This is a genomic window from Duganella violaceipulchra (assembly GCF_019166075.1).
GTDB lineage: Bacteria > Pseudomonadota > Gammaproteobacteria > Burkholderiales > Burkholderiaceae_D > Rugamonas > Rugamonas violaceipulchra.
On sequence record NZ_JAHTGR010000010.1, the window covers coordinates 171,489 to 189,499 of the forward strand.

An 18,011-nucleotide genomic window follows, 5' to 3' on the forward strand; every position below is an offset into this window, starting at 1 on the left:
TATTCTCGTTTACGGCAGAGCTCGTGTCCGAATGTCAGACTTGACCCCGGTGTTAGATGGGAAACATCTGCGCGGCGATCTGTTCCCAGTTGTCGCGCGGGCCGCTGATCGGCACTTGCCGCATGCAGAACATGACGTCGGAATCCGGCCGGACCAGCATGCAGGCCGTCAGCTGGCGCTGCAATGCGGACGGGCTGATGTCGCCGATCGCGCCGTAGGATTCAAGCAGCGCCTTGAGCAGCACGGGACTGCCTTGCGCCATGAAGATCATCGGTGTCAACAACTCGAAGCGGTCGCTGTTGCCGATGATCGCGTCGCCGAAATCCAACAGGCCGGTCAGCTTCCAGCCGCCCTCTTCCTGCTTCGCCATCAGGTTCCACGGATGGATGTCCATATGGATGAAGCGCAGCGTTCCCTGCTGCGCAAAATCCCGCGCCGCGGCGATATAGGGCAGCACCTGCTCCAGCAAACCCTCGGGCATCATCCGGCGTCGATGGCGCGCCATGCAACCATCGACCAGACCTTGCACATACGACGGCCAATCCACCTTGATCGCGATATCGTCAGCGAACGCCACCGCGCGCAATTCGCGCAGGAGCTGCCCGGTCTGCATCATGATCGCGCGTTTCTGTTCGATGTCCAGCGTCGGCCACACGTCCGCAAGCACCACGCCGTCCAGGCGCGTCGTTATCACGAAGACCCAGTCGTCGACTTCGCCGTTGCCGATCAAGCCCGGCGTTTGCAAGGACAGCTTGCCTTCCAGTAGCGGGGCGACCAGTATTTCCTTGTCGCCCTGCCGGCGCCAGTTGGGCGGCACCAGCTTGACGATCACACCCTTCAAGCCGAACAGGGCGTTCGATCCTTGCGGGATGTTCTCCCACGGACCGTCCGCCAGGCCAAACGCCTGGCGCAGATGGTCGAGCACCGGCAGCCAGGACGTCAGCGGCGCGTTTTCAATGAAGTCGCGGCAGGCGGCGTTGTCGACGCCTCGCGGCAGGCAATTGAGCACGGCTTTCATTTGATGCGGAAGATCACATCCACGGTCTGCGTCCATTGCAGCGTCTGGATCGACAGGAAGTCTTTTTCCGCCCCGTTGGCGGCGGTGCCGCGCGTACGTTTGTTGTAGAAGTCCACCGGCAGCAGCCCGACGGCATTGGTCAGGTTGCGCAGCTGGCCGGACGAGATGGCCGTCACCGCGCCCACCTTCTTGCCGAAGCCAGCCGCCATGGCCTCGGCGCGCCGCTGCGCGTCCTTGATCGCCGCGGCCGTCAGGTCCTGCTCGGTCTGGAGGCGGTCGCTCTTGCCGAAGCCTGTGCTCATGTGGTCGATATTCGGCTTGCCCAGCAGGCCCTGCATGATGGCGCGCCACTTGGTCAGGTCGCGCACGACCACGTGCACGGCGCTGCGGATCTCATATTCGGGCGACGCGCTCGGATCGGGATTGGCGGCCTTGCGCATTTCCTTGCGCATGTCGCGGAAGCTCACCTCGGCCTCGGTATCCTTGCCGGGATCGCCGCCCTGCTCGGCCAGCAAGGCCTGCACTTCCGCCACGCGCGCCTGCACGACGGCCACGGCGGCGTTGGTGTCGGCGTCGAAGGCGCTGATGTCGAAATCGATCTCGCCCATGTCCGGCATGACCCGCAGGAAGCCTTCGCCGCCGACGTGGATGAAGGGATAATCCGGCAGGTTGGAAGCGTGTGCAGCCAAGGGCAATAGGGCAACGGCAAGTGCGAGTTTCTTCAGCATTGAGCGACTTTCAAGAGTGAAAGCTGGAGTATCCAATACTTTTTACTATTTGACAACTTGCAAACAGTGGGAACATACCCATTTGCCACTCCAACAACAATCACTCAGGGGAAGAACATGCTGGCTCCAAGACGTCCACGCTCGGTGCACGACAACCGCCCGGTCGCGGTGCAGGTGGTCAAGCAGGAAAAATCGGGCGCCGTCGACAAGCATGTGCTGATAGTCGAAACGCCCAAGCTCAAGCCCGCGCCGCCGAAAACGAAATAAACTATTTAGCCTTGTTGATCTCGGCGATCAGCAGGAAGGCTTCGTGGTGGATGGCCTGCTCGGCGGCCTTGAATTCCTGGTTGGCTTTGACGAAGGCCGGCTTCTTCAGCTCGGCCTTTTCCTTGGCGCTCGGGGTCGGGTCGGCGGGATACAGGCGCGGCGGTCCGTTGTAGGTCTGGGCCAGCACTTTCTGGCCATAGCTGGACTGGTAGTACTGGGTCATCTCGAGCGCCGTCCCGGTGCTGAGCAGGCGCGCCACCGGCAGCGCCAGGCGGCTGTAGATGGTTTCGTTGGGCAGTTTGTCGAGCTTGGCCATCATCAGCTCGCGCTGGGCCGGACTGGGGTACTTGCTCATGCCGGCGGTGGTGCGCAGCATTTTCTCGGCCTGCATGGAGGCCAGCAGATCGTGCGCGGCCTTGACCTGGGCGGCGTCCGGCGCGGCGGCGCTGGCCAACATCGCGCTCATCAGCAAACTGGCTGCGGCCAGCATTTTTATTGGTTTCATGTCTGCTCCTTGGGATGGTGGTATTGGCATGCATGATATTGCCAAAGTCGCAAACATGGCCACATGATTGATGCGTAGAATGTCGGCTCACATAGACTACGAGGTCCCCACCATGCAGCACACGCCACTGAACGACGATGAATACGATGCGCTGGACGCGATGCAGGACGTATCCTGGCTGGAAGGCTTCCTGACCGCCATCGTCATCGGCCCGGCCAAACTGGCGCCGCAAGGCTGGCTGCCGGCGGCCTTGAAAAATCCCGCCGCCGAGCCGCTGGCGCTGCGCCACTACCACTACATGCAAACCTGGATGAGCAAGGACCCGGCCAGCTTCGAGCCGATCTACGAATGCGGCGGCAACTGGGGGCCCGAGCAGTGGTGCGAAGGTTTCGCGGCCGGCATGCAGGTGGACGCGGCGGCCTGGGCGCCGCTGCAGGCGGCCCACCCGGAATGGCTGGCGCCGTTCCAGCGCGAAGGCGACGCATGGGCCGACGCGGTGACGCCAGCGGTCATCCAGATCAACGCCTACTGGCATCCGCCGAAAGGCCCGAAAGTCGGCCGCAACGATCCCTGCCCTTGCGGCAGCGGCAAGAAGTACAAGAAGTGCTGCGGCGACGCCGCTTAGACATGGAAGTCGAAGAACTCGCGCCAGTCGTCGGAGGCCAGCGCGAGTAATTGTTCGCGCTCGTCCGGCGTGGCGTTATTCCAGTACGGCATCCAGAGCCAGGTCCACCAATAATCCAGGCTGCCTTGCAGACTTCCGTAGGCCGCCGCGTCGATATCGGGAAAGGCTAGCCACGGAGCCGGTGGACGCGGGCGCATGGCGTCCAGCGCCCGAAGCAACGCCACGGAGTTGGTGGCCAGCTCGATGACGCTGCCGCCAAACTCCGGTCGCGCCGCGTGGCGCGTGATGCAGCCCGCATCGTTGGCGTGCGCGGCCAGCAAGTTCAGTACGCCTGGCAGGTCGTCGTCCGTTACCACGAACTGGCAGTGATAGACCTTGCCGTGGCGGCTGTCGACCAGCTCCTTGAACGGATAATCCGCAAGCGCCACAGCGACGGGCAGTTCAACCAATGGTATCGGTCTGCTGGGAGGCGATCAGCACGGCGCCGCAGGAGGTCTTCATCCCTTCCACGGCGGTGCTGACGCCCATGATGGTGTGCGTGACCGCGCCTTCGACGATGGTCGGCGTGCCCCGGCACTTGGGGCAGCTGACCTTGTGGCCGACGCCGGCCACCGGCTTGCCCATCACGATCACGTCCTGATGGCCTTCCAGTACCGTGCCGTGGTGCGACGTCTTGTCGCCCAGCCTGATGATTGCTTTCCCGCCCATATCGCCTCGCACTGATTCAATGCGGCGATCATAGCATTGCTATTTTCGCTACGTCGCACGGCTGCAATAAATCTGAACGAAAAAAAAGCTTCCTCCCGGAAGCTTTTTTCTCTACTGCTATTCGTGGCGGAGAGGGTGGGATTCGAACCCACGGTACGATTTAACGTACGCTTGATTTCGAGTCAAGTACATTCGACCACTCTGCCACCTCTCCTGGTGGTACATTTTCTTACAGCAGCGTTTTGTGGCGGAGAGGGTGGGATTCGAACCCACGGTACGATTTAACGTACGCTTGATTTCGAGTCAAGTACATTCGACCACTCTGCCACCTCTCCGTTTTCCCACCTGCTGCTGCGAGAAGGCAAGATTATAGCAGGCCGCCGGGAAAAAGGAAGGGCTATTTTACGCCTTCAGGTGAGTCAATCCACCCATGTACGGACGCAGCACGGCCGGGATCTCCACCGAGCCGTCGGCCTGCTGGTAATTCTCCAGCACGGCGACCAAAGTGCGGCCGACCGCCAGGCCCGAACCGTTCAACGTGTGCAGCAGTTCAGGCTTGCCCTGGGCGTTGCGGAAGCGCGCCTGCATGCGGCGCGCCTGGAAGGCTTCGCAGTTCGACAGCGACGAGATTTCACGGTAGGTGTTCTGCGCCGGCAGCCACACTTCCAGGTCGTAGGTCTTGGTGGCGCCGAAGCCCATGTCGCCGGTGCACAGCGACATCACGCGGTACGGCAGGCCCAGGCGCTGCAAGATGGTTTCCGCATGGCCGACCATTTCGTCCAGCACCGCGTACGAGGTGTCCGGATGCACCACCTGCACCATCTCGACCTTGTCGAACTGGTGCTGGCGGATCATGCCGCGGGTGTCGCGGCCGTAGCTGCCCGCTTCCGAGCGGAAGCATGGGGTGTGCGCGGTCATCTTCAGCGGCAGCGTGTCGGCCGCCACGATCTCGTCGCGCACCAGGTTGGTCAGCGTGACTTCCGAGGTCGGGATCAGGTAGAAGTTCTCGCCCTCGCCTTCCGCGCCGCCTTTTTTCACCGAGAACAGGTCGGCTTCAAACTTCGGCAGCTGGCCGGTGCCGCGCAGCGAATCGGCGTTGACCATGTACGGGGTGTAGCACTCGGTGTAGCCGTGCTCGTCGGTGTGGGTGTTCAGCATGAACTGCGCCAGCGCGCGGTGCAGACGGGCGATGCCGCCTTTCATGACCGAGAAGCGCGAGCCGGTCAGCTTGGTCGCCACGTCGAAATCCAGGCCCAGCGGGGAGCCGACATCGACGTGATCCTTGACGTCGAATTCGAACGTGCGTGGCGTGCCGACTTTGCGCACCTCGACGTTGCCGCTTTCATCCGTGCCGACCGGGACCGATTCGTGCGGCAGGTTCGGGATGGCCTGCATGAAATCGCCCAGCTTGGCCTGTACCGCCGACAACGCCGTTTCGTTGGCCTTGAGCTCGTCGCCCAGGCCGGCCACTTCCGCCATCAGGGCGGTGGTGTCTTCGCCCTTGCCCTTCATCATGCCGATCAGCTTGGACTGCGAGTTACGCTTGCCCTGCAGCTCTTCGGTGCGCGTCTGGATCGCTTTGCGTTCGGCTTCGAGGGCGTTGAAACCGTCCACGTCGAGCTGGAACTTGCGGGTCGCCAGGCGCGCGGCGACGTTTGCTATATCTTTACGGAGAAGTTGGATATCAATCATGGGGAACAAGTGCCGTGGTATCGAAAACGACAATTGTACCAAGAGGATGCCACTTCCCTGCGAGTTTTGAGCAGCCCGCCGGCTGCGGTGATTACAGTGCGGCTTTTTCGGCGGCGGTCAGGCGCTTGGCGGTCACGGTCACGACTTGCATTTTGGCGGTCGAGACGGCGACTTTGGCGGCTGGAGCGACCGGGGCGACAGCGGTGTCGGCGGCGGTGGCGAAGGTCGTGGCGGCGGCCAGTACGGTAGCGGCGACGAAGATGATTTCCATGTTTTTAGCGATGTTCATGATGTACTCCTTCAGGTGGTTGGTTTCGCGTTGTTTGGTAACGCTGCTTGGTATGGTTGTACTGTACCTAAAGGCCCTACGCGTCGCCATCGGGATGCGACGAAGCGCCGGAAACGGCGCCTGAAGTGCAAAAAACCGGTGGGTAGCGAACAATTCAGGCGGCGCTGCGCAGTCCGGCCGGCCGGTCGGCATGCCGGTGCACCAGCTGGCCCAGGGTGGCGATGGCGGCCTGGGTGCGCGGCCCCCAGGGATTGCCGCAGTTCAGCCGCAGATAGTTGCGGAACTTACCCGTGGCCGAGAACAGCTGCCCCGGCATCGACGCCACGCCGGCCGCCACGGCGTCGCCGTGCAGGGCCAGCGCGTCGACCTGCTCCGGCAGGCTGACCCACAGCACAAAGCCGCCCTGCGGCTCGGACACGGTGCACTGGTGCGGAAATGTCTCGCAAATCGCATCCGACATGCGGGCGATGCGCTGCGACAGCGCGCGCCGCATCTTGCGCACCTGGTTCTCATAGGCGCTGCCGGTCAGGAAATCGGCCAGCACGGCCTGGAAGAACTGGCTGGTGGCGCCGCTGGAGAGCATCTTCTGCACCACAATGTCCTGCGCGTAGCGCCCCGCCACCACGTAGCCGACCCGCGAACCGGGACTGATGGCCTTGGAGAACGAGGCGCACAGCATCACGTGGCCGCTGGTGTCGTAGGCCTTGACCGGCCACGGCCGCTCCGGCGTGAAGCACAGGTCGCCGTAGACGTCGTCCTCGATCAGCGGAATATCGTGCTGCGACAGCAGATTGGCCAGCCGCTTCTTGTTCGCCTCCGGCATGATGCAGCCGAGCGGATTGTTGGCGTTCGGGATCAGCAACACGGCCTGCACCAGGCCGGCGTTCATCGCCAGCTCCAGCGCGTCGATCGACGGCCCGGTCTTCGGATGGGTGGGTATCTCCAGCGCCTTCATGCCCAGCGACTCGATCAGCTGCAGCAGCACGAAATAGGTGGCGGACTCGATCGCGATGGTGTCGCCGGCCTTGGCCACCGCGCGCAGGCACAGGCTGAGCGCCTCGGTGCAGGAGCCGGTGACGACGATCTCGCTCTGGTCCAGATGGCCCCAGTCCAGCGCGCGGCGGGCGATCTGGCGGATGAACTCGGGATGGTTGGTGTCGTAGCAGCTGACCGTACTCAACAGACCGGGATCGCGCCGGGCCACGGCGGCCACGGTTTTCTGCATGCGCTTCATCGGCAGCAGCTCCTGCAGCGGCCAAGCCGAGCCCATCTGCACCAGGCCGGGGTCCTCGTTGGCCCTCAGCACCCGCATCAGCAGGTTGTTGATGCCGACGTAGGCCGGCTCCTGCAAATGCTCGGCGTCGGTCATCACCACGCTCATGCGCGGGCGATGGCGCACGTAGTAGCCCGCCTGCGGCTTGGCGTCGACCAGGCCGCGGTCCTCCATCAGCCGCAGCGCCTGCATCACGGTGCTGACCGACAGGCGCTTCTGCTGCGCCAGGTGGCGGATCGACGGCAGCCGGTCGCCCGGCGCGAAGACGCGGCTGGCGATCAGCCCGCCCAGTTCGTTGGCCAGGTTTTCATACAGAGTGAGTTGATGGGACATCCGGCTATTGTGGCCCCGCCCCGCCCGATGGCGACAGGTACAGCGAGCGCAAATTTCGACCATAACAGTTTAGTCCATTCGTCATTGTGATGGTCACAATTTCGATTTGCTGCATCTGTTATGGTCGGCCGCCGCTGCGTATTCTGGTTGCACGAATCACCACCGCAGGAGCCACCATGAAACCGGAACTACTCGCACTGACGCAGGGACAGGCCGAATACAGCCTGTCGGAGAACCATCCGCTGCGCATCGCCGGCGCGGCGGGCCGCCACATCGAATGCCTGGCCGGCACCGCCTGGATCACCGCCTACGGCGAACATACCGACTTCATGCTGCGCCAGGGCCAGAGCTTCGAGGTGCCCAACGACGGCCTGACCTTGATCGACGCGGTCGGTCCGCGCGCGGTGCGGGTGCGCCTGCCGGCCGACACCGAAGTGCCGCATGGATGGGCGACGATCCAGGCCAGGTTCGCCTCGGCGCTGCAGGGGTGGGGATTGTAGGATTTCACCTACGCAACTAATCGTGCGCCGTGATATCCCCGGACTATGTACGATGTATCAACAGTACAGACACCGAGGAGAACAATTTGAACCAGCCATTCCTGAAAATAGCCGCCGCCGGCGCCGTCATGATGATCGCCGCCGGTTGCTCGACCCTGGGCGGCCCGCCCAAGGTCGAAGCACCGCCGCCGGCCAACCCGGCCTTTGCCGGCGAGATGGCCAAATTCAACGCCCAGTTCCCGAACGACAAGGCCAGCAAGTACGAGGAAGTGTCGATCAACTTCAACAACTCGAACAAGCTCGATGAGCGCGGCAACTGCCACGACAAGTCCAAGTATCCGGTGGTGATCGTGCTGACGCTGGACTCTGCAGGCAAGGTTATCCGCAGCACCACCGACGTCGACAACAGCAAGGCCGAATGCTTCCGCCAGGCCTACGCCTCGGCCCAGCTGCCGGCGCCGCCGTTCGCGCCCTACCTGAAGCCGATCAAGCTGCGTTAATGGATCAGGCCGCCGCGTCCTGCTCGGCGGCCTCGTCGTTGTCGGCCGGTTTTTCCAGCCAGCCCAGCACCACTTCATTGAAGCGCTCGGGCTGGCGCAACATCGGCCAGTGGTCGGTGTTGAAGCCCACCACCTTGCAACCCTCTTTCGCCGCCAGCTTGTCGGCCCAGGGGGCGGAATGGAACATGAAGGGCTTGCGGGCGCCGTAGATGAACAGCATTGGCACCTGTGGCACGAAGCGCACCATATTGCGGTAGGAGCCGGCCTCGCCGGCGGCCATGATGTAGTACGGGAAGTTCATCTTGACGCTGATGTATTCCTTCGGCGACGGCACGCGCAGCACGCGCGCCATGTAGCGCGTCATCATATTGCCGATCGGTCCGCCGATCGCCCAGGCCAGCGCCAGCGTGCCCTGGTAGCCCTTGACCATCATTTTCTGCGACAAGGTGCGCGAGTCCTGCACCGCCTTCGACTGCGCGTCGCCGATGTCGACGCCGATGATGGCCGACACCGCCTGCTTGTTGCGCATGTAGTATTCGTAGCCGAACATGCAGCCCCAGTCGTGCAGCATCAGGATCACCTTCTGCTTCTGGCTCACGCTGTTGACCACGTAGGAAATCAGGCGGATGGTGGCGTCGAGCGAGTAGGCGCGGCGCGGCTTGTTGATGTCGAAACCGGGCAGGGTGAAGCGCACGCAACGGTAGCGGTGCTTGAGTTCTTCAACCTGGGCATCCCACACGCGGTAGGTATCCGGCCAGCCGTGTATCATCACGATGGTCTCGGCGCCCTCGCCTTCGCTATAGACTTCGATGCCGTCAACCTTGGTCACCTGCTGCATGCTGCTCCTCGCTCACCGCTTCCTCAATCCCTCATCTTACAACATTTGAACCCGGCCGAAATCATCGGCCGGGTTGCCGCACCCGCAAGACGCGCTCGGCCCCGACCTGGTTGACGGCAAAGCCGTTGCGCCCGGCAGCCTTGACGCCATACAGCGCCTGGTCCGCCGCCCGCATGACTTCGTCGACCGTCACCGTCGGACTGGTGGTCAGCGCGATGCCAATGCTGGCCGTGACCCGGCGTTGGGTCGCGCCGCACGGGAAGGGTTCATGCATGGCCTCCACAATCTTCCGCCCCAGCACATCGATTTCGGTGTTGGACGCCAGCTGCTCGAACACGATCACGAATTCATCGCCGGCCAGGCGCGCCACCGTATCCGTGGTGCGCACCGAGGCCACCAGGCGCCGGGCGAACTCCACCAGCACCTGGTCGCCGGCGGCGTGGCCCAGCGTATCGTTGATCTCCTTGAAGTGGTCAACATCGAGGAAGGCCAGCCCCACCTGCTGGCCGGCGCGCGCGGCCCGCGCCAGCGCCTTCGGCAGGAAATCGTCGAACATGCGGCGGTTGCCGATGCCGGTCAGGACATCGGTGGTGGCCAGCCGGTGCAGCTCCAGCTCGGCGCGCGCGCGGCTTTGAGACAGCGCATAGAACGCCCGGCTCAGGTGGCCGAACTCGTCGGCCCGGTCCACGTCGAACACTTCGATGCTGGCCTCGCCGGCGCTGATGTCCTCCACGTGCCGGTGCAGCCGGCCCAGCGGTCGCAGCAACTTCTTGGTGACCGCCCAGCCGAACAATCCGGCCAATCCGGTCAATATCGCCGCGCCGGCAAAGGCCCGCAGCCGCACGCTGCGCATGGGCGCGAAGGCGCTCTCCACCGGATACGACAAGGCGATGGTCCACGGCGCCTCGCGCAGATGCTTATGCACCAGCAGCACCGGCACGCCATCGTCGAGGATGCCATCCTGCCAGCCCTCGCCGTCCTGCAAGGCCGCCTCCAGCACGGTGCCGACACCATCGTCGCCCTTTTCCAGCAGCAGTTTTTTATTGGGATGGTGAACGATCACGCCATCGTCGGTGACGATGAACAGGTAGCCCTCGGTGCTGGTGCGCAGCGAGTCGATCTGAGCGGAGAACGACGGCCGCAGCAGGTCGATCGCCCCCAGCAGGACGCAGACGATCTTGCCGCTGGAATCGCGCAGGGGCTGGGTCAGCACGAACACCGGCTTCCCCGACAGCACGCTCTTGAACGGCGCCGAGATCACGCCCTCCTTCAGTCGCAAGGTCTCCTGGAAGTACTTGCGGTCGGAGATGTTGATGCGCTTGGCGTTGCGGTCGCGCAGGCTGGCGATCAGCTTGCCGGTGGCGTCGAAGGCCGAGACATTGAAAAACTCCTCGCGCAAGGTTTCGTGGGTTTCCAGTTCCAGCTGGACTTGGTCCAGCGTCAGTTCGTGCGCCTGGAACTGCTCGGCCAGCAGGCGCAGCAGTTGCCGTTTGTCTTGCAGGTCGCTGTCGATCAAGGCGGCCGCGCTGGTCAGCAGCGACAACTCCTGGCGCGCGATCACCTGCCGCAGTTCCGACTCGGCGATGAGCAGGGAAATGCCGCCCGTGCCGATGCCCGCGGCCAGCACCAGCGCGATCACCAGGGCGGTGATCTTGAACTTAAAGCTTAAAAAGAAGCCAGATAAAGGCCGCATGAGAACTCCTGAAGTGCAAGCCCGTCAGGACACTGCGGATCGAATGGACTAGCCATCGTTGCACGCGGGAGTTCGGCGGCACTAGGTATTACCACTGTGTGTTACCAGTATATTACGCCAGTTGTGGATCGCGCCGACTCCGTTGCCATGAAACAACGTATCAGGACAACATCGTCCAGAACATGGCCAGCACCGCCAGCGCCATGGCCGCTGTCGCGCCCCAGCCCAGTATCCGCAGGCGGCGGCCGATCACGAAACGGCCCATGATGACGGCGCGTCCAGCCATCAACATCATCACCACCATGATAGGCACCGAGATCACACCGTTGATCACCGCGCTCCAGTACAGGGCCTTGATCGGGTCGATGGCAGTAAAGCCCAGCAAAATACCGATGATGGTGGAAACCGCGATGATGCCGTAGAAGCCCTTGGCCTGCGACGCGGTTTTCTCCAGCCCCTTCTCCCACTGGAGGGCGCCCGCCACCGCGTAGGCCGCGGAGCCGGCCAGCACCGGCACCGCCAGCATGCCGGTGCCGATGATGCCGGCGCTGAACAAGGCAAACGCAAACTCGCCGGCCAGCGGACGCAAGGCCGCCGCCGCCTGGGCCGAGGTGTCGATCGCGGCGATGCCGTGCAGGTGCAACGTCACCGCCGTGGTCAACATGATGAAGAACGCCACCAGGTTGGAGAAGCCCATGCCGATCACGGTGTCGACCTTGATGCGCTGGAAATTGGCGCGCGCCTGCGCCGGCGCCTCCAGCAGCGCCTGAGACTGCGGACAGGCCTGCAATTCCTCCACTTCCTGCGAAGCCTGCCAGAAGAACAGGTAGGGGCTGATGGTGGTGCCGAACACCGCCACCATGGTGGTGATGTAGGCCGGCGACCATTCCAGGCGCGGCATGGCGGTGGCCGCCGCCACTTGCAGCCACGGCACGTGGACCGTGAACACCGTCGCCACATAGGCCAGCAGGGCCAGCGTCAGCCACTTCAGGAAGCGCACATAGCGGTGGTACGGTATCAGCACTTGCAGCAGCAGCGATATGAGGCCGAACAGCGCCGCATACCAGCGCGACGAGCCGCCGGCGATCAGCGTGACCGCCTCGCCCATGGCCGAGACGTCGGCCGCGATGTTGACGGTATTGGCGATCAGCAGCAAGGCGACGATGGCGCGCACCAGCCAGGACGGGAAATGTTCGCGGATATTGCCGGCCAGGCCCTTGCCGCTGACGCGACCGATCCGCGCGCTCACCACCTGGATGCCGACCATCAGCGGATAGGTGAACAAGATCGTCCACAACATCTGGAAGCCGAACTGGGCGCCGGCCTGCGAATAGGTGGCGATGCCGCTCGGATCATCGTCGGCGGCGCCGGTGATCAGGCCGGGGCCGAGTTTCTTCAGCCAGCTGGTGGCGGAGTCGCGCGCGGGCGCGGCGGCGGTTTGGCTGGCGTCGGGGAGCATCAGGGCTTGCCGGCTTCCTCGTCCAACTGGCGCAGGAAAGCCATCTTGTCGGCGATCTTGCTTTCGAGGCCGCGCGGCACGGGCCGGTACCAGCCGGGTTCGCGCATGTCGTCGGGGAAGTAGGTTTCGCCGGCCGCGTAGGCGTGCGGCTCGTCGTGGGCGTAGCGGTATTCGTGGCCGTAGCCCAGCTCCTTCATCAGCTTGGTCGGCGCGTTGCGCAGGTGGACCGGCACCTCGCGCGACTTGTCCTTCTTGACGAAGGCCATGGCCTGGTTGAAGGCGTTGTAGCCGGCGTTGCTCTTGGCGGCGATGGCCAGGTAGATCACCGCCTGCCCCAGCGCCAGCTCGCCTTCCGGCGAACCGAGGCGCTCGAAGGTGGCGGCGGCGTCGTTGGCCATCTGCATCGCGCGCGGATCGGCCAGGCCGATGTCTTCCCACGCCATGCGGACGATGCGGCGCGACAGGTACTTGGCGTCGGCGCCGCCGTCGAGCATGCGGCACAGCCAGTACAGCGCGGCGTCCGGGTTCGAGCCGCGCACGGACTTGTGCAGCGCCGAGATCTGGTCGTAGAAATTGTCGCCGCCCTTGTCGAAGCGGCGCGCGTTCAGGGTCAGCGCGTTCTGGATGAACTCCGGCGTGATCTGGTTGGTCTTGGCGGCGTTGGCGGCGGTGCTGGTCTGCTCCAGCAGGTTCAGCAGGCGGCGGCCGTCGCCGTCGGCGTAGCCGATCAACGTGTCGATCGCCGCTTCGTCGAACTCCAGATGCGTGAGCACCTTGGCGCGGGCCTTGTCGACCAATTGGCGCAGCTCGGCGTCGTCGAAGGAATGCAGCACATAGACTTGCGAGCGCGACAGCAACGCCGAGTTGACTTCGAACGAAGGGTTCTCGGTGGTCGCGCCGATCAAGGTCACCAGGCCGGATTCGGCGTAGGGCAGCAAGGCGTCCTGTTGCGACTTGTTGAAGCGGTGGATCTCGTCGACGAACAGGATCGTGTGCTTGCCCATGTCCAGGTTGTGCTGGGCCTGCTCCATCGCGGCGCGGATATCCTTGACGCCGGAGAACACGGCCGACAGCGCGATGAACTCGCACTCGTAGGCGTTGGCGGTCAGCCGCGCCAGCGTGGTCTTGCCCACGCCAGGCGGGCCCCACAAGATCATCGAATGCGGCTGGCCGGACTCGAACGCCAGGCGCAGCGGCCTGCCCGGCCCCAGCAGGTGATGCTGGCCGATGACGTCGTCAAGCGTCTTGGGCCGCAGCGCTTCGGCCAGCGGCTGGCGCGGCTCGGTGGAAAATAAATCTGCCATGATCTCTAAAAGGAAAAACGCCGCAGCGTCGCAGCTGCGGCGTTGGCGCCCGCAACAGCAGGATTTTAATTATTATTGAATACGTCGGCGCCCTTCGGCATGACGAATTTAAAACTCGTCGCAGTCAGCGCCGGATTTTTTTCGATCTTGCGGAACGACAGCACCGAAGTCTGGCCGAACGAGTCCTTCAGCTCCATCGCTTCCGGCAAGCCGTTGCGCAGGCCGATGGTGATCTGTTCGAAGCTGGTGTCCTTGGCTTTCGGCACGGCCTTCAGCCATTCCAGGCCTTCCCTGGCGCCCGCTTCCGACAGCGTGAAGTTCTTTTCCAGGTCGTTGCTGCCGAACAGGATGGCGGCTGGCGACGAGCCCAGCGCGTCGCCCAGCTTCTTCACGGTGACCTGGTTCAGGTCCTTGTCGAAGATGAACAGCTGGTCGCCATCGGCTTGCAGCACCTGGTCGTAGGGCTTCACGTAGGTCCAGATGAACTTGCCCGGACGGGCGAACACGAAGGTGCCGCTGGCCGGCGTCGAGACCTTGGGCGCCTCGCCGTTGGTGTTCTTCACTTGCTTCTGGGTGAACTCGCCCTTGGCGGCCTTGGTCGAGGCGACGAAGGATTTGAACTGCTCCAGCGCGCTGGCCTGGGCCAAGGCCACGGCCAGCAGGCCGGCGCCCAGCACCACGATATGTTTGAAACGCATCATACGATTTATCCTATTTATTCCGCACTGGCAGCCGGCACCAGGATGTCGCGGTTGCCGTTCGATTGCATGGCGGAGACCACGCCGCTATTTTCCATTTGTTCCAGCAAGCGCGCCGCGCGGTTGTAGCCGATGCGCAGATGGCGCTGCACCAGCGAGATCGAGGCGCGGCGGTTCTTCAACACCACCTGCACCGCCTGGTCGTACATCGGATCGGCTTCGCCGCCGGCCTCGCCCGCCACCGCGTCGCCGCCGCCGGCTTCGCCTTCCAGCGTGCCGCCTTCGAGGATGCCTTCAATATAGTTCGGCTCGCCGGTGGTCTTCAGATGCTTGACCACGCGGTGCACCTCCTCGTCCGACACGAAGGCGCCGTGCACCCGCACCGGCAAGCCCGTGCCCGGAGGCATGTACAGCATGTCGCCCATGCCGAGCAGCGCTTCCGCCCCCATCTGGTCCAGAATGGTGCGCGAGTCGATCTTCGACGACACCTGGAAGGCGATACGGGTCGGGATGTTGGCCTTGATCAGGCCGGTGATCACATCGACAGATGGGCGCTGCGTCGCCAGAATCAAGTGCAGGCCGGCGGCACGGGCTTTTTGCGCGATGCGGGCGATCAGCTCTTCCACCTTTTTGCCGACGACCATCATCAGGTCGGCCAACTCGTCGATGATGATGACGATGGTCGGCAGCTTGTCCAGCGGCTCCGGCGAATCCGGCGTCAGGCTGAACGGATTCGGGATGTGCTCTTCCTTCTTTTTGGCTTCGGCGATCTTGGCGTTGTAGCCAGCCAGGTTACGCACGCCCAGCTTGGACATCAGCTTGTAGCGGCGCTCCATCTCGTTGACCGCCCAGTTCAGCGCATGGCCGGCCTGGCGCATATCGGTCACGACCGGCGCCAGCAGGTGCGGGATGCCTTCGTACACCGACATCTCCAGCATCTTCGGATCGATCAGGATCATGCGCACGTCGGCCGGGTCGGACTTGTACAGCAGCGACAGAATGGTGGCGTTGATACCCACCGATTTACCCGAACCGGTGGTGCCGGCCACCAGCAAGTGCGGCATCTTGGCCAGGTCGGCCACCACGGCCTTGCCGGCGATGTCCTTGCCCAGCGCCACGGTCAGCGGCGACGGATTGTCGTTGTAGACCTTGGAGCCGACGATCTCGCTCAGGCGCACGATCTGGCGCTTCGGATTGGGCAGCTCCAGCGCCATGTAGTTCTTGCCCGGAATGGTCTCGACCACGCGGATCGAGGTCAGCGACAGCGAACGCGCCAGGTCGCGCGCCAGGCCGACGATCTGGCTGCCCTTGACGCCGGTGGCCGGCTCGATTTCGTAGCGCGTGACCACCGGGCCCGGATAGGCCGCCACCACTTTGGCTTCGACGCCGAAGTCGGACAGCTTCTTCTCGATCAGGCGGCTGGTGAATTCCAGCGTTTCGATCGACACCGTTTCCTGCACCTCGGCCGCCTCGTCCAGCAGGGACAGCGCCGGCAGGCGGCTGTCGCCGCTCAGGTCCTGGAACAGATTGGCCTGGCGCTCCTTCTCCACGCGCTCGGACTTGATGACGGTGACGACCTGCGGCTCGATCTTGACCGGCGGCGCCGCCACCGGATGCTTCTCCACGTGCTTGGCGCGCTCGATGACCACCACCTCCTCGCGCTTGACGGCCGCGACTTCGCCCTGGCGGCGGTCTTCGCGGTACTGGTAGCGCTGGATGAACCAGTCGATCATCAGCTCGATGCCGCCGCCGATGCGCTCGGCCAGGGTCAGCCACGAGACGTGGAAGAACAGGCTCAGCCCCAGCCCGAACAGCAGCAACAGCAACAAGGTCGCGCCGGTGAAGCCGAACGCCACGTGGGCCGAATGGCCGATCAGCTGGCCCAGCACGCCGCCCGGCGCGCGCGGCAGCTGCACATGCAGCGAGTACATGCGCAGGTATTCCAGCCCGACGCTGCCGATAAACAGCAGCACGAAGCCTATCCCGCGTATCAGCGGTTCCTGCGCGTGCTCCGGATCGGGCTCCCTGGACAGCACATATTTCTGCGTCAGCTGGCGATACCCCAGCCAGACGATGCGCAGCAGGCAAAACGCCCACCACCACGCCGAAAAGCCGAAGATATACAACAGCAAGTCGGACAGCCAGGCGCCCGCGCGCCCGCCAAGATTGTGCACTTTGGGCACCAGCGTCTCATGGGACCAGCCGGGGTCCATTTTGTCGTAGCTGACGAGGATCAGCACGAAATAGAGGCCGAGCACGGCCAGCGCCAGCCAGCGCGCCTCGGACAGCAGCCGCACCAGCCGATTCGGCAGGGGCTGGCGTTCGGTCGGGGTGCGGGTATAGGCGGAAGATCCGGCGGAAGAGGCTTTTGGCATGCGTTCCTGAACTTTTTTACTGCTCATAGGTATAAAGGTGTTGCAATCTTATCGGTCAGGAAATATTCAGATATGGCTATTCTAAGGCATATGGGCCCCAACCGGCCCGACGATTCATCCTGATGCGCTGCTTGCACTATAATCTTGTATTGCCTTCGTGAATGCAATAGCGGTCGCCATGCTGCCGCCCTTGCCGTCACACTAAATGCCCCCAAATTCGGATTAATCCAACATATTAAGAAGCCTTCCATGACCACACCTAAACACGCTCGTGTATTGATCCTTGGCTCCGGCCCAGCCGGCTACAGCGCCGCTGTCTACGCCGCCCGCGCCAATCTGAAACCGATGCTGGTCACCGGCATGGAACAAGGCGGCCAGCTGATGACCACCACCGACGTGGAAAACTGGCCGGCGGACCCGCTGGGCGTGCAAGGCCCGGACCTGATGCAACGCTTCCTGCAACACGCGGAACGTTTCAATACTGACATCGTGTTCGACCATATCCACACCGTCAAGCTGCAAGAAAAACCGATCCGCCTGATCGGCGACAGCCATGAGTACACCTGCGACACGCTGATCATCTCGACCGGCGCCTCGGCACAGTACCTGGGCCTGCCGTCGGAACAGGCGTTCATGGGCAAGGGCGTGTCCGCCTGCGCCACCTGCGACGGTTTCTTCTACCGTGGCCAGGAAGTGGCCGTGGTCGGCGGCGGCAACACCGCCGTCGAGGAAGCGCTGTACCTGTCCAATATCGCCACCAAAGTGACGCTGATCCACCGCCGCGACAAGTTCCGCGCCGAAGCCATCCTGATCGACCGCCTGAACGCCAAGGTCGCCGAAGGCAAGATCGTCATCAAGTACAACCACACGCTGCAGGAAGTGCTGGGCGACGACAGTGGCGTTACCGGCATCAAGATCCAGTCGACCGACAGCAATGCCGTCAGCGAGCTGACCGTGCACGGCCTGTTCATCGCCATCGGCCACAAGCCGAACACCGGCATCTTCGAAGGCCAGCTGGACATGCACAACGGTTACATCAAGACCAGGACCGGCACCGAAGGCATGGCCACCGCCACCAGCGTACCGGGCGTGTTCGCCGCAGGCGACGTGCAGGACCACATCTACCGTCAAGCCATCACCAGCGCCGGCACCGGCTGCATGGCCGCGCTGGACGCCCAGCGCTACCTCGAAGGCCAGGAGTAATAC

19 protein-coding genes and 2 tRNA genes are annotated in these 18,011 nt (G+C 63.5%); 5 read left to right on the plus strand and 16 right to left on the minus strand.

The features are described from left to right. Positions 1 to 52 precede the first annotated feature (52 nt). A complete protein-coding gene (locus KVP70_RS19570) occupies positions 53 to 1,009 on the minus strand; it encodes a phosphotransferase family protein (protein ID WP_217943832.1) in 957 nt (318 codons plus the stop codon). 5 nt (positions 1,010 to 1,014) lie between these two features. Next, complete coding sequence (locus KVP70_RS19575; protein ID WP_217943833.1) at positions 1,015 to 1,746, minus strand: SIMPL domain-containing protein; 732 nt, start codon at positions 1,744 to 1,746, stop codon at positions 1,015 to 1,017. 117 nt (positions 1,747 to 1,863) lie between these two features. Here KVP70_RS19575 and KVP70_RS19580 point away from each other — a divergent pair, with 117 nt between their 5' ends. Beyond that, the gene (locus tag KVP70_RS19580) at positions 1,864 to 2,013 is read left to right on the plus strand and encodes a hypothetical protein (RefSeq protein ID WP_217943834.1); all 150 of its coding nucleotides are present in this window, start codon (positions 1,864 to 1,866) and stop codon (positions 2,011 to 2,013) included. Position 2,014: 1 nt separating this feature from the next. Here KVP70_RS19580 and KVP70_RS19585 read toward each other — a convergent pair whose 3' ends face one another. Beyond that, positions 2,015 to 2,518: a hypothetical protein gene (locus tag KVP70_RS19585; RefSeq protein ID WP_217943835.1), complete on the minus strand. Its 504-nt coding sequence runs from the start codon at positions 2,516 to 2,518 to the stop codon at positions 2,015 to 2,017. A 79-nt stretch (positions 2,519 to 2,597) separates the two neighbouring features. Here KVP70_RS19585 and KVP70_RS19590 point away from each other — a divergent pair, with 79 nt between their 5' ends. Further along, positions 2,598 to 3,143 carry a UPF0149 family protein gene (locus KVP70_RS19590; protein WP_229224937.1) on the plus strand — a complete coding sequence of 182 codons (546 nt, stop codon included), beginning with the start codon at positions 2,598 to 2,600 and terminating at the stop codon, positions 3,141 to 3,143. On the opposite strand, the gene KVP70_RS19595 is transcribed toward KVP70_RS19590, so the two are convergent. The 7 genes from KVP70_RS19595 to KVP70_RS19625 form a co-directional block, all read right to left on the minus strand. Beyond that, complete coding sequence (locus KVP70_RS19595) at positions 3,140 to 3,592, minus strand: hypothetical protein (RefSeq protein WP_217943836.1); 453 nt, start codon at positions 3,590 to 3,592, stop codon at positions 3,140 to 3,142. The genes KVP70_RS19590 and KVP70_RS19595 overlap by 4 nt on opposite strands. Further along, complete coding sequence (locus KVP70_RS19600) at positions 3,585 to 3,851, minus strand: PAAR domain-containing protein (protein ID WP_116989649.1); 267 nt, start codon at positions 3,849 to 3,851, stop codon at positions 3,585 to 3,587. The genes KVP70_RS19595 and KVP70_RS19600 overlap by 8 nt, the downstream gene beginning before the upstream one ends. Before the next feature lie 124 nt (positions 3,852 to 3,975). After that, positions 3,976 to 4,065 (minus strand) — tRNA-Ser (locus tag KVP70_RS19605). 31 nt (positions 4,066 to 4,096) lie between these two features. Then, a tRNA-Ser gene (locus KVP70_RS19610) sits at positions 4,097 to 4,186 on the minus strand. A 67-nt stretch (positions 4,187 to 4,253) separates the two neighbouring features. Further along, a complete protein-coding gene (gene serS / locus KVP70_RS19615; RefSeq protein ID WP_217943837.1) occupies positions 4,254 to 5,543 on the minus strand; it encodes a serine--tRNA ligase in 1,290 nt (429 codons plus the stop codon). Positions 5,544 to 5,634: 91 nt separating this feature from the next. Continuing rightward, positions 5,635 to 5,832 (minus strand): hypothetical protein, encoded by a 198-nt coding sequence (locus tag KVP70_RS19620; RefSeq protein ID WP_217943838.1) that lies wholly within the window; start codon positions 5,830 to 5,832, stop codon positions 5,635 to 5,637. 154 nt (positions 5,833 to 5,986) lie between these two features. Further along, positions 5,987 to 7,438 (minus strand): aminotransferase-like domain-containing protein, encoded by a 1,452-nt coding sequence (locus KVP70_RS19625; protein ID WP_217943839.1) that lies wholly within the window; start codon positions 7,436 to 7,438, stop codon positions 5,987 to 5,989. Positions 7,439 to 7,614: 176 nt separating this feature from the next. Here KVP70_RS19625 and KVP70_RS19630 point away from each other — a divergent pair, with 176 nt between their 5' ends. Next, positions 7,615 to 7,938, plus strand: coding sequence for a DUF2917 domain-containing protein (locus KVP70_RS19630; protein ID WP_217943840.1), 324 nt, complete (start codon positions 7,615 to 7,617; stop codon positions 7,936 to 7,938). An 86-nt stretch (positions 7,939 to 8,024) separates the two neighbouring features. Continuing rightward, positions 8,025 to 8,438, plus strand: a complete 414-nt coding sequence (locus KVP70_RS19635) for a hypothetical protein (RefSeq protein WP_217943841.1) — start codon at positions 8,025 to 8,027, stop codon at positions 8,436 to 8,438. A gap of 4 nt (positions 8,439 to 8,442) precedes the next feature. On the opposite strand, the gene KVP70_RS19640 is transcribed toward KVP70_RS19635, so the two are convergent. The 6 genes from KVP70_RS19640 to KVP70_RS19665 form a co-directional block, all read right to left on the minus strand. Continuing rightward, complete coding sequence (locus KVP70_RS19640) at positions 8,443 to 9,276, minus strand: alpha/beta fold hydrolase (RefSeq protein ID WP_217943842.1); 834 nt, start codon at positions 9,274 to 9,276, stop codon at positions 8,443 to 8,445. 61 nt (positions 9,277 to 9,337) lie between these two features. Next, positions 9,338 to 10,969, minus strand: coding sequence for a diguanylate cyclase domain-containing protein (locus tag KVP70_RS19645; protein ID WP_217943843.1), 1,632 nt, complete (start codon positions 10,967 to 10,969; stop codon positions 9,338 to 9,340). 160 nt (positions 10,970 to 11,129) lie between these two features. Next, positions 11,130 to 12,428, minus strand: a complete 1,299-nt coding sequence (locus tag KVP70_RS19650) for an NRAMP family divalent metal transporter (protein WP_217943844.1) — start codon at positions 12,426 to 12,428, stop codon at positions 11,130 to 11,132. Beyond that, complete coding sequence (locus tag KVP70_RS19655) at positions 12,428 to 13,732, minus strand: replication-associated recombination protein A (RefSeq protein ID WP_217943845.1); 1,305 nt, start codon at positions 13,730 to 13,732, stop codon at positions 12,428 to 12,430. Before KVP70_RS19655 ends, KVP70_RS19650 begins: the two co-directional genes overlap by 1 nt. A gap of 65 nt (positions 13,733 to 13,797) precedes the next feature. Then, positions 13,798 to 14,433: an outer membrane lipoprotein chaperone LolA gene (gene lolA, locus KVP70_RS19660; RefSeq protein WP_217943846.1), complete on the minus strand. Its 636-nt coding sequence runs from the start codon at positions 14,431 to 14,433 to the stop codon at positions 13,798 to 13,800. Positions 14,434 to 14,447: 14 nt separating this feature from the next. Further along, entirely contained in the window at positions 14,448 to 16,805 is a 2,358-nt protein-coding gene (locus tag KVP70_RS19665) for a DNA translocase FtsK (RefSeq protein ID WP_217943847.1), read from the minus strand. A gap of 249 nt (positions 16,806 to 17,054) precedes the next feature. Between KVP70_RS19665 and trxB the strand changes: the two genes are divergently transcribed. Further along, on the plus strand, positions 17,055 to 18,008 hold the full coding sequence (trxB, locus tag KVP70_RS19670) for a thioredoxin-disulfide reductase (protein ID WP_217943848.1): 954 nt from the start codon (positions 17,055 to 17,057) through the stop codon (positions 18,006 to 18,008). The last annotated feature ends 3 nt before the right edge of the window (positions 18,009 to 18,011 follow it).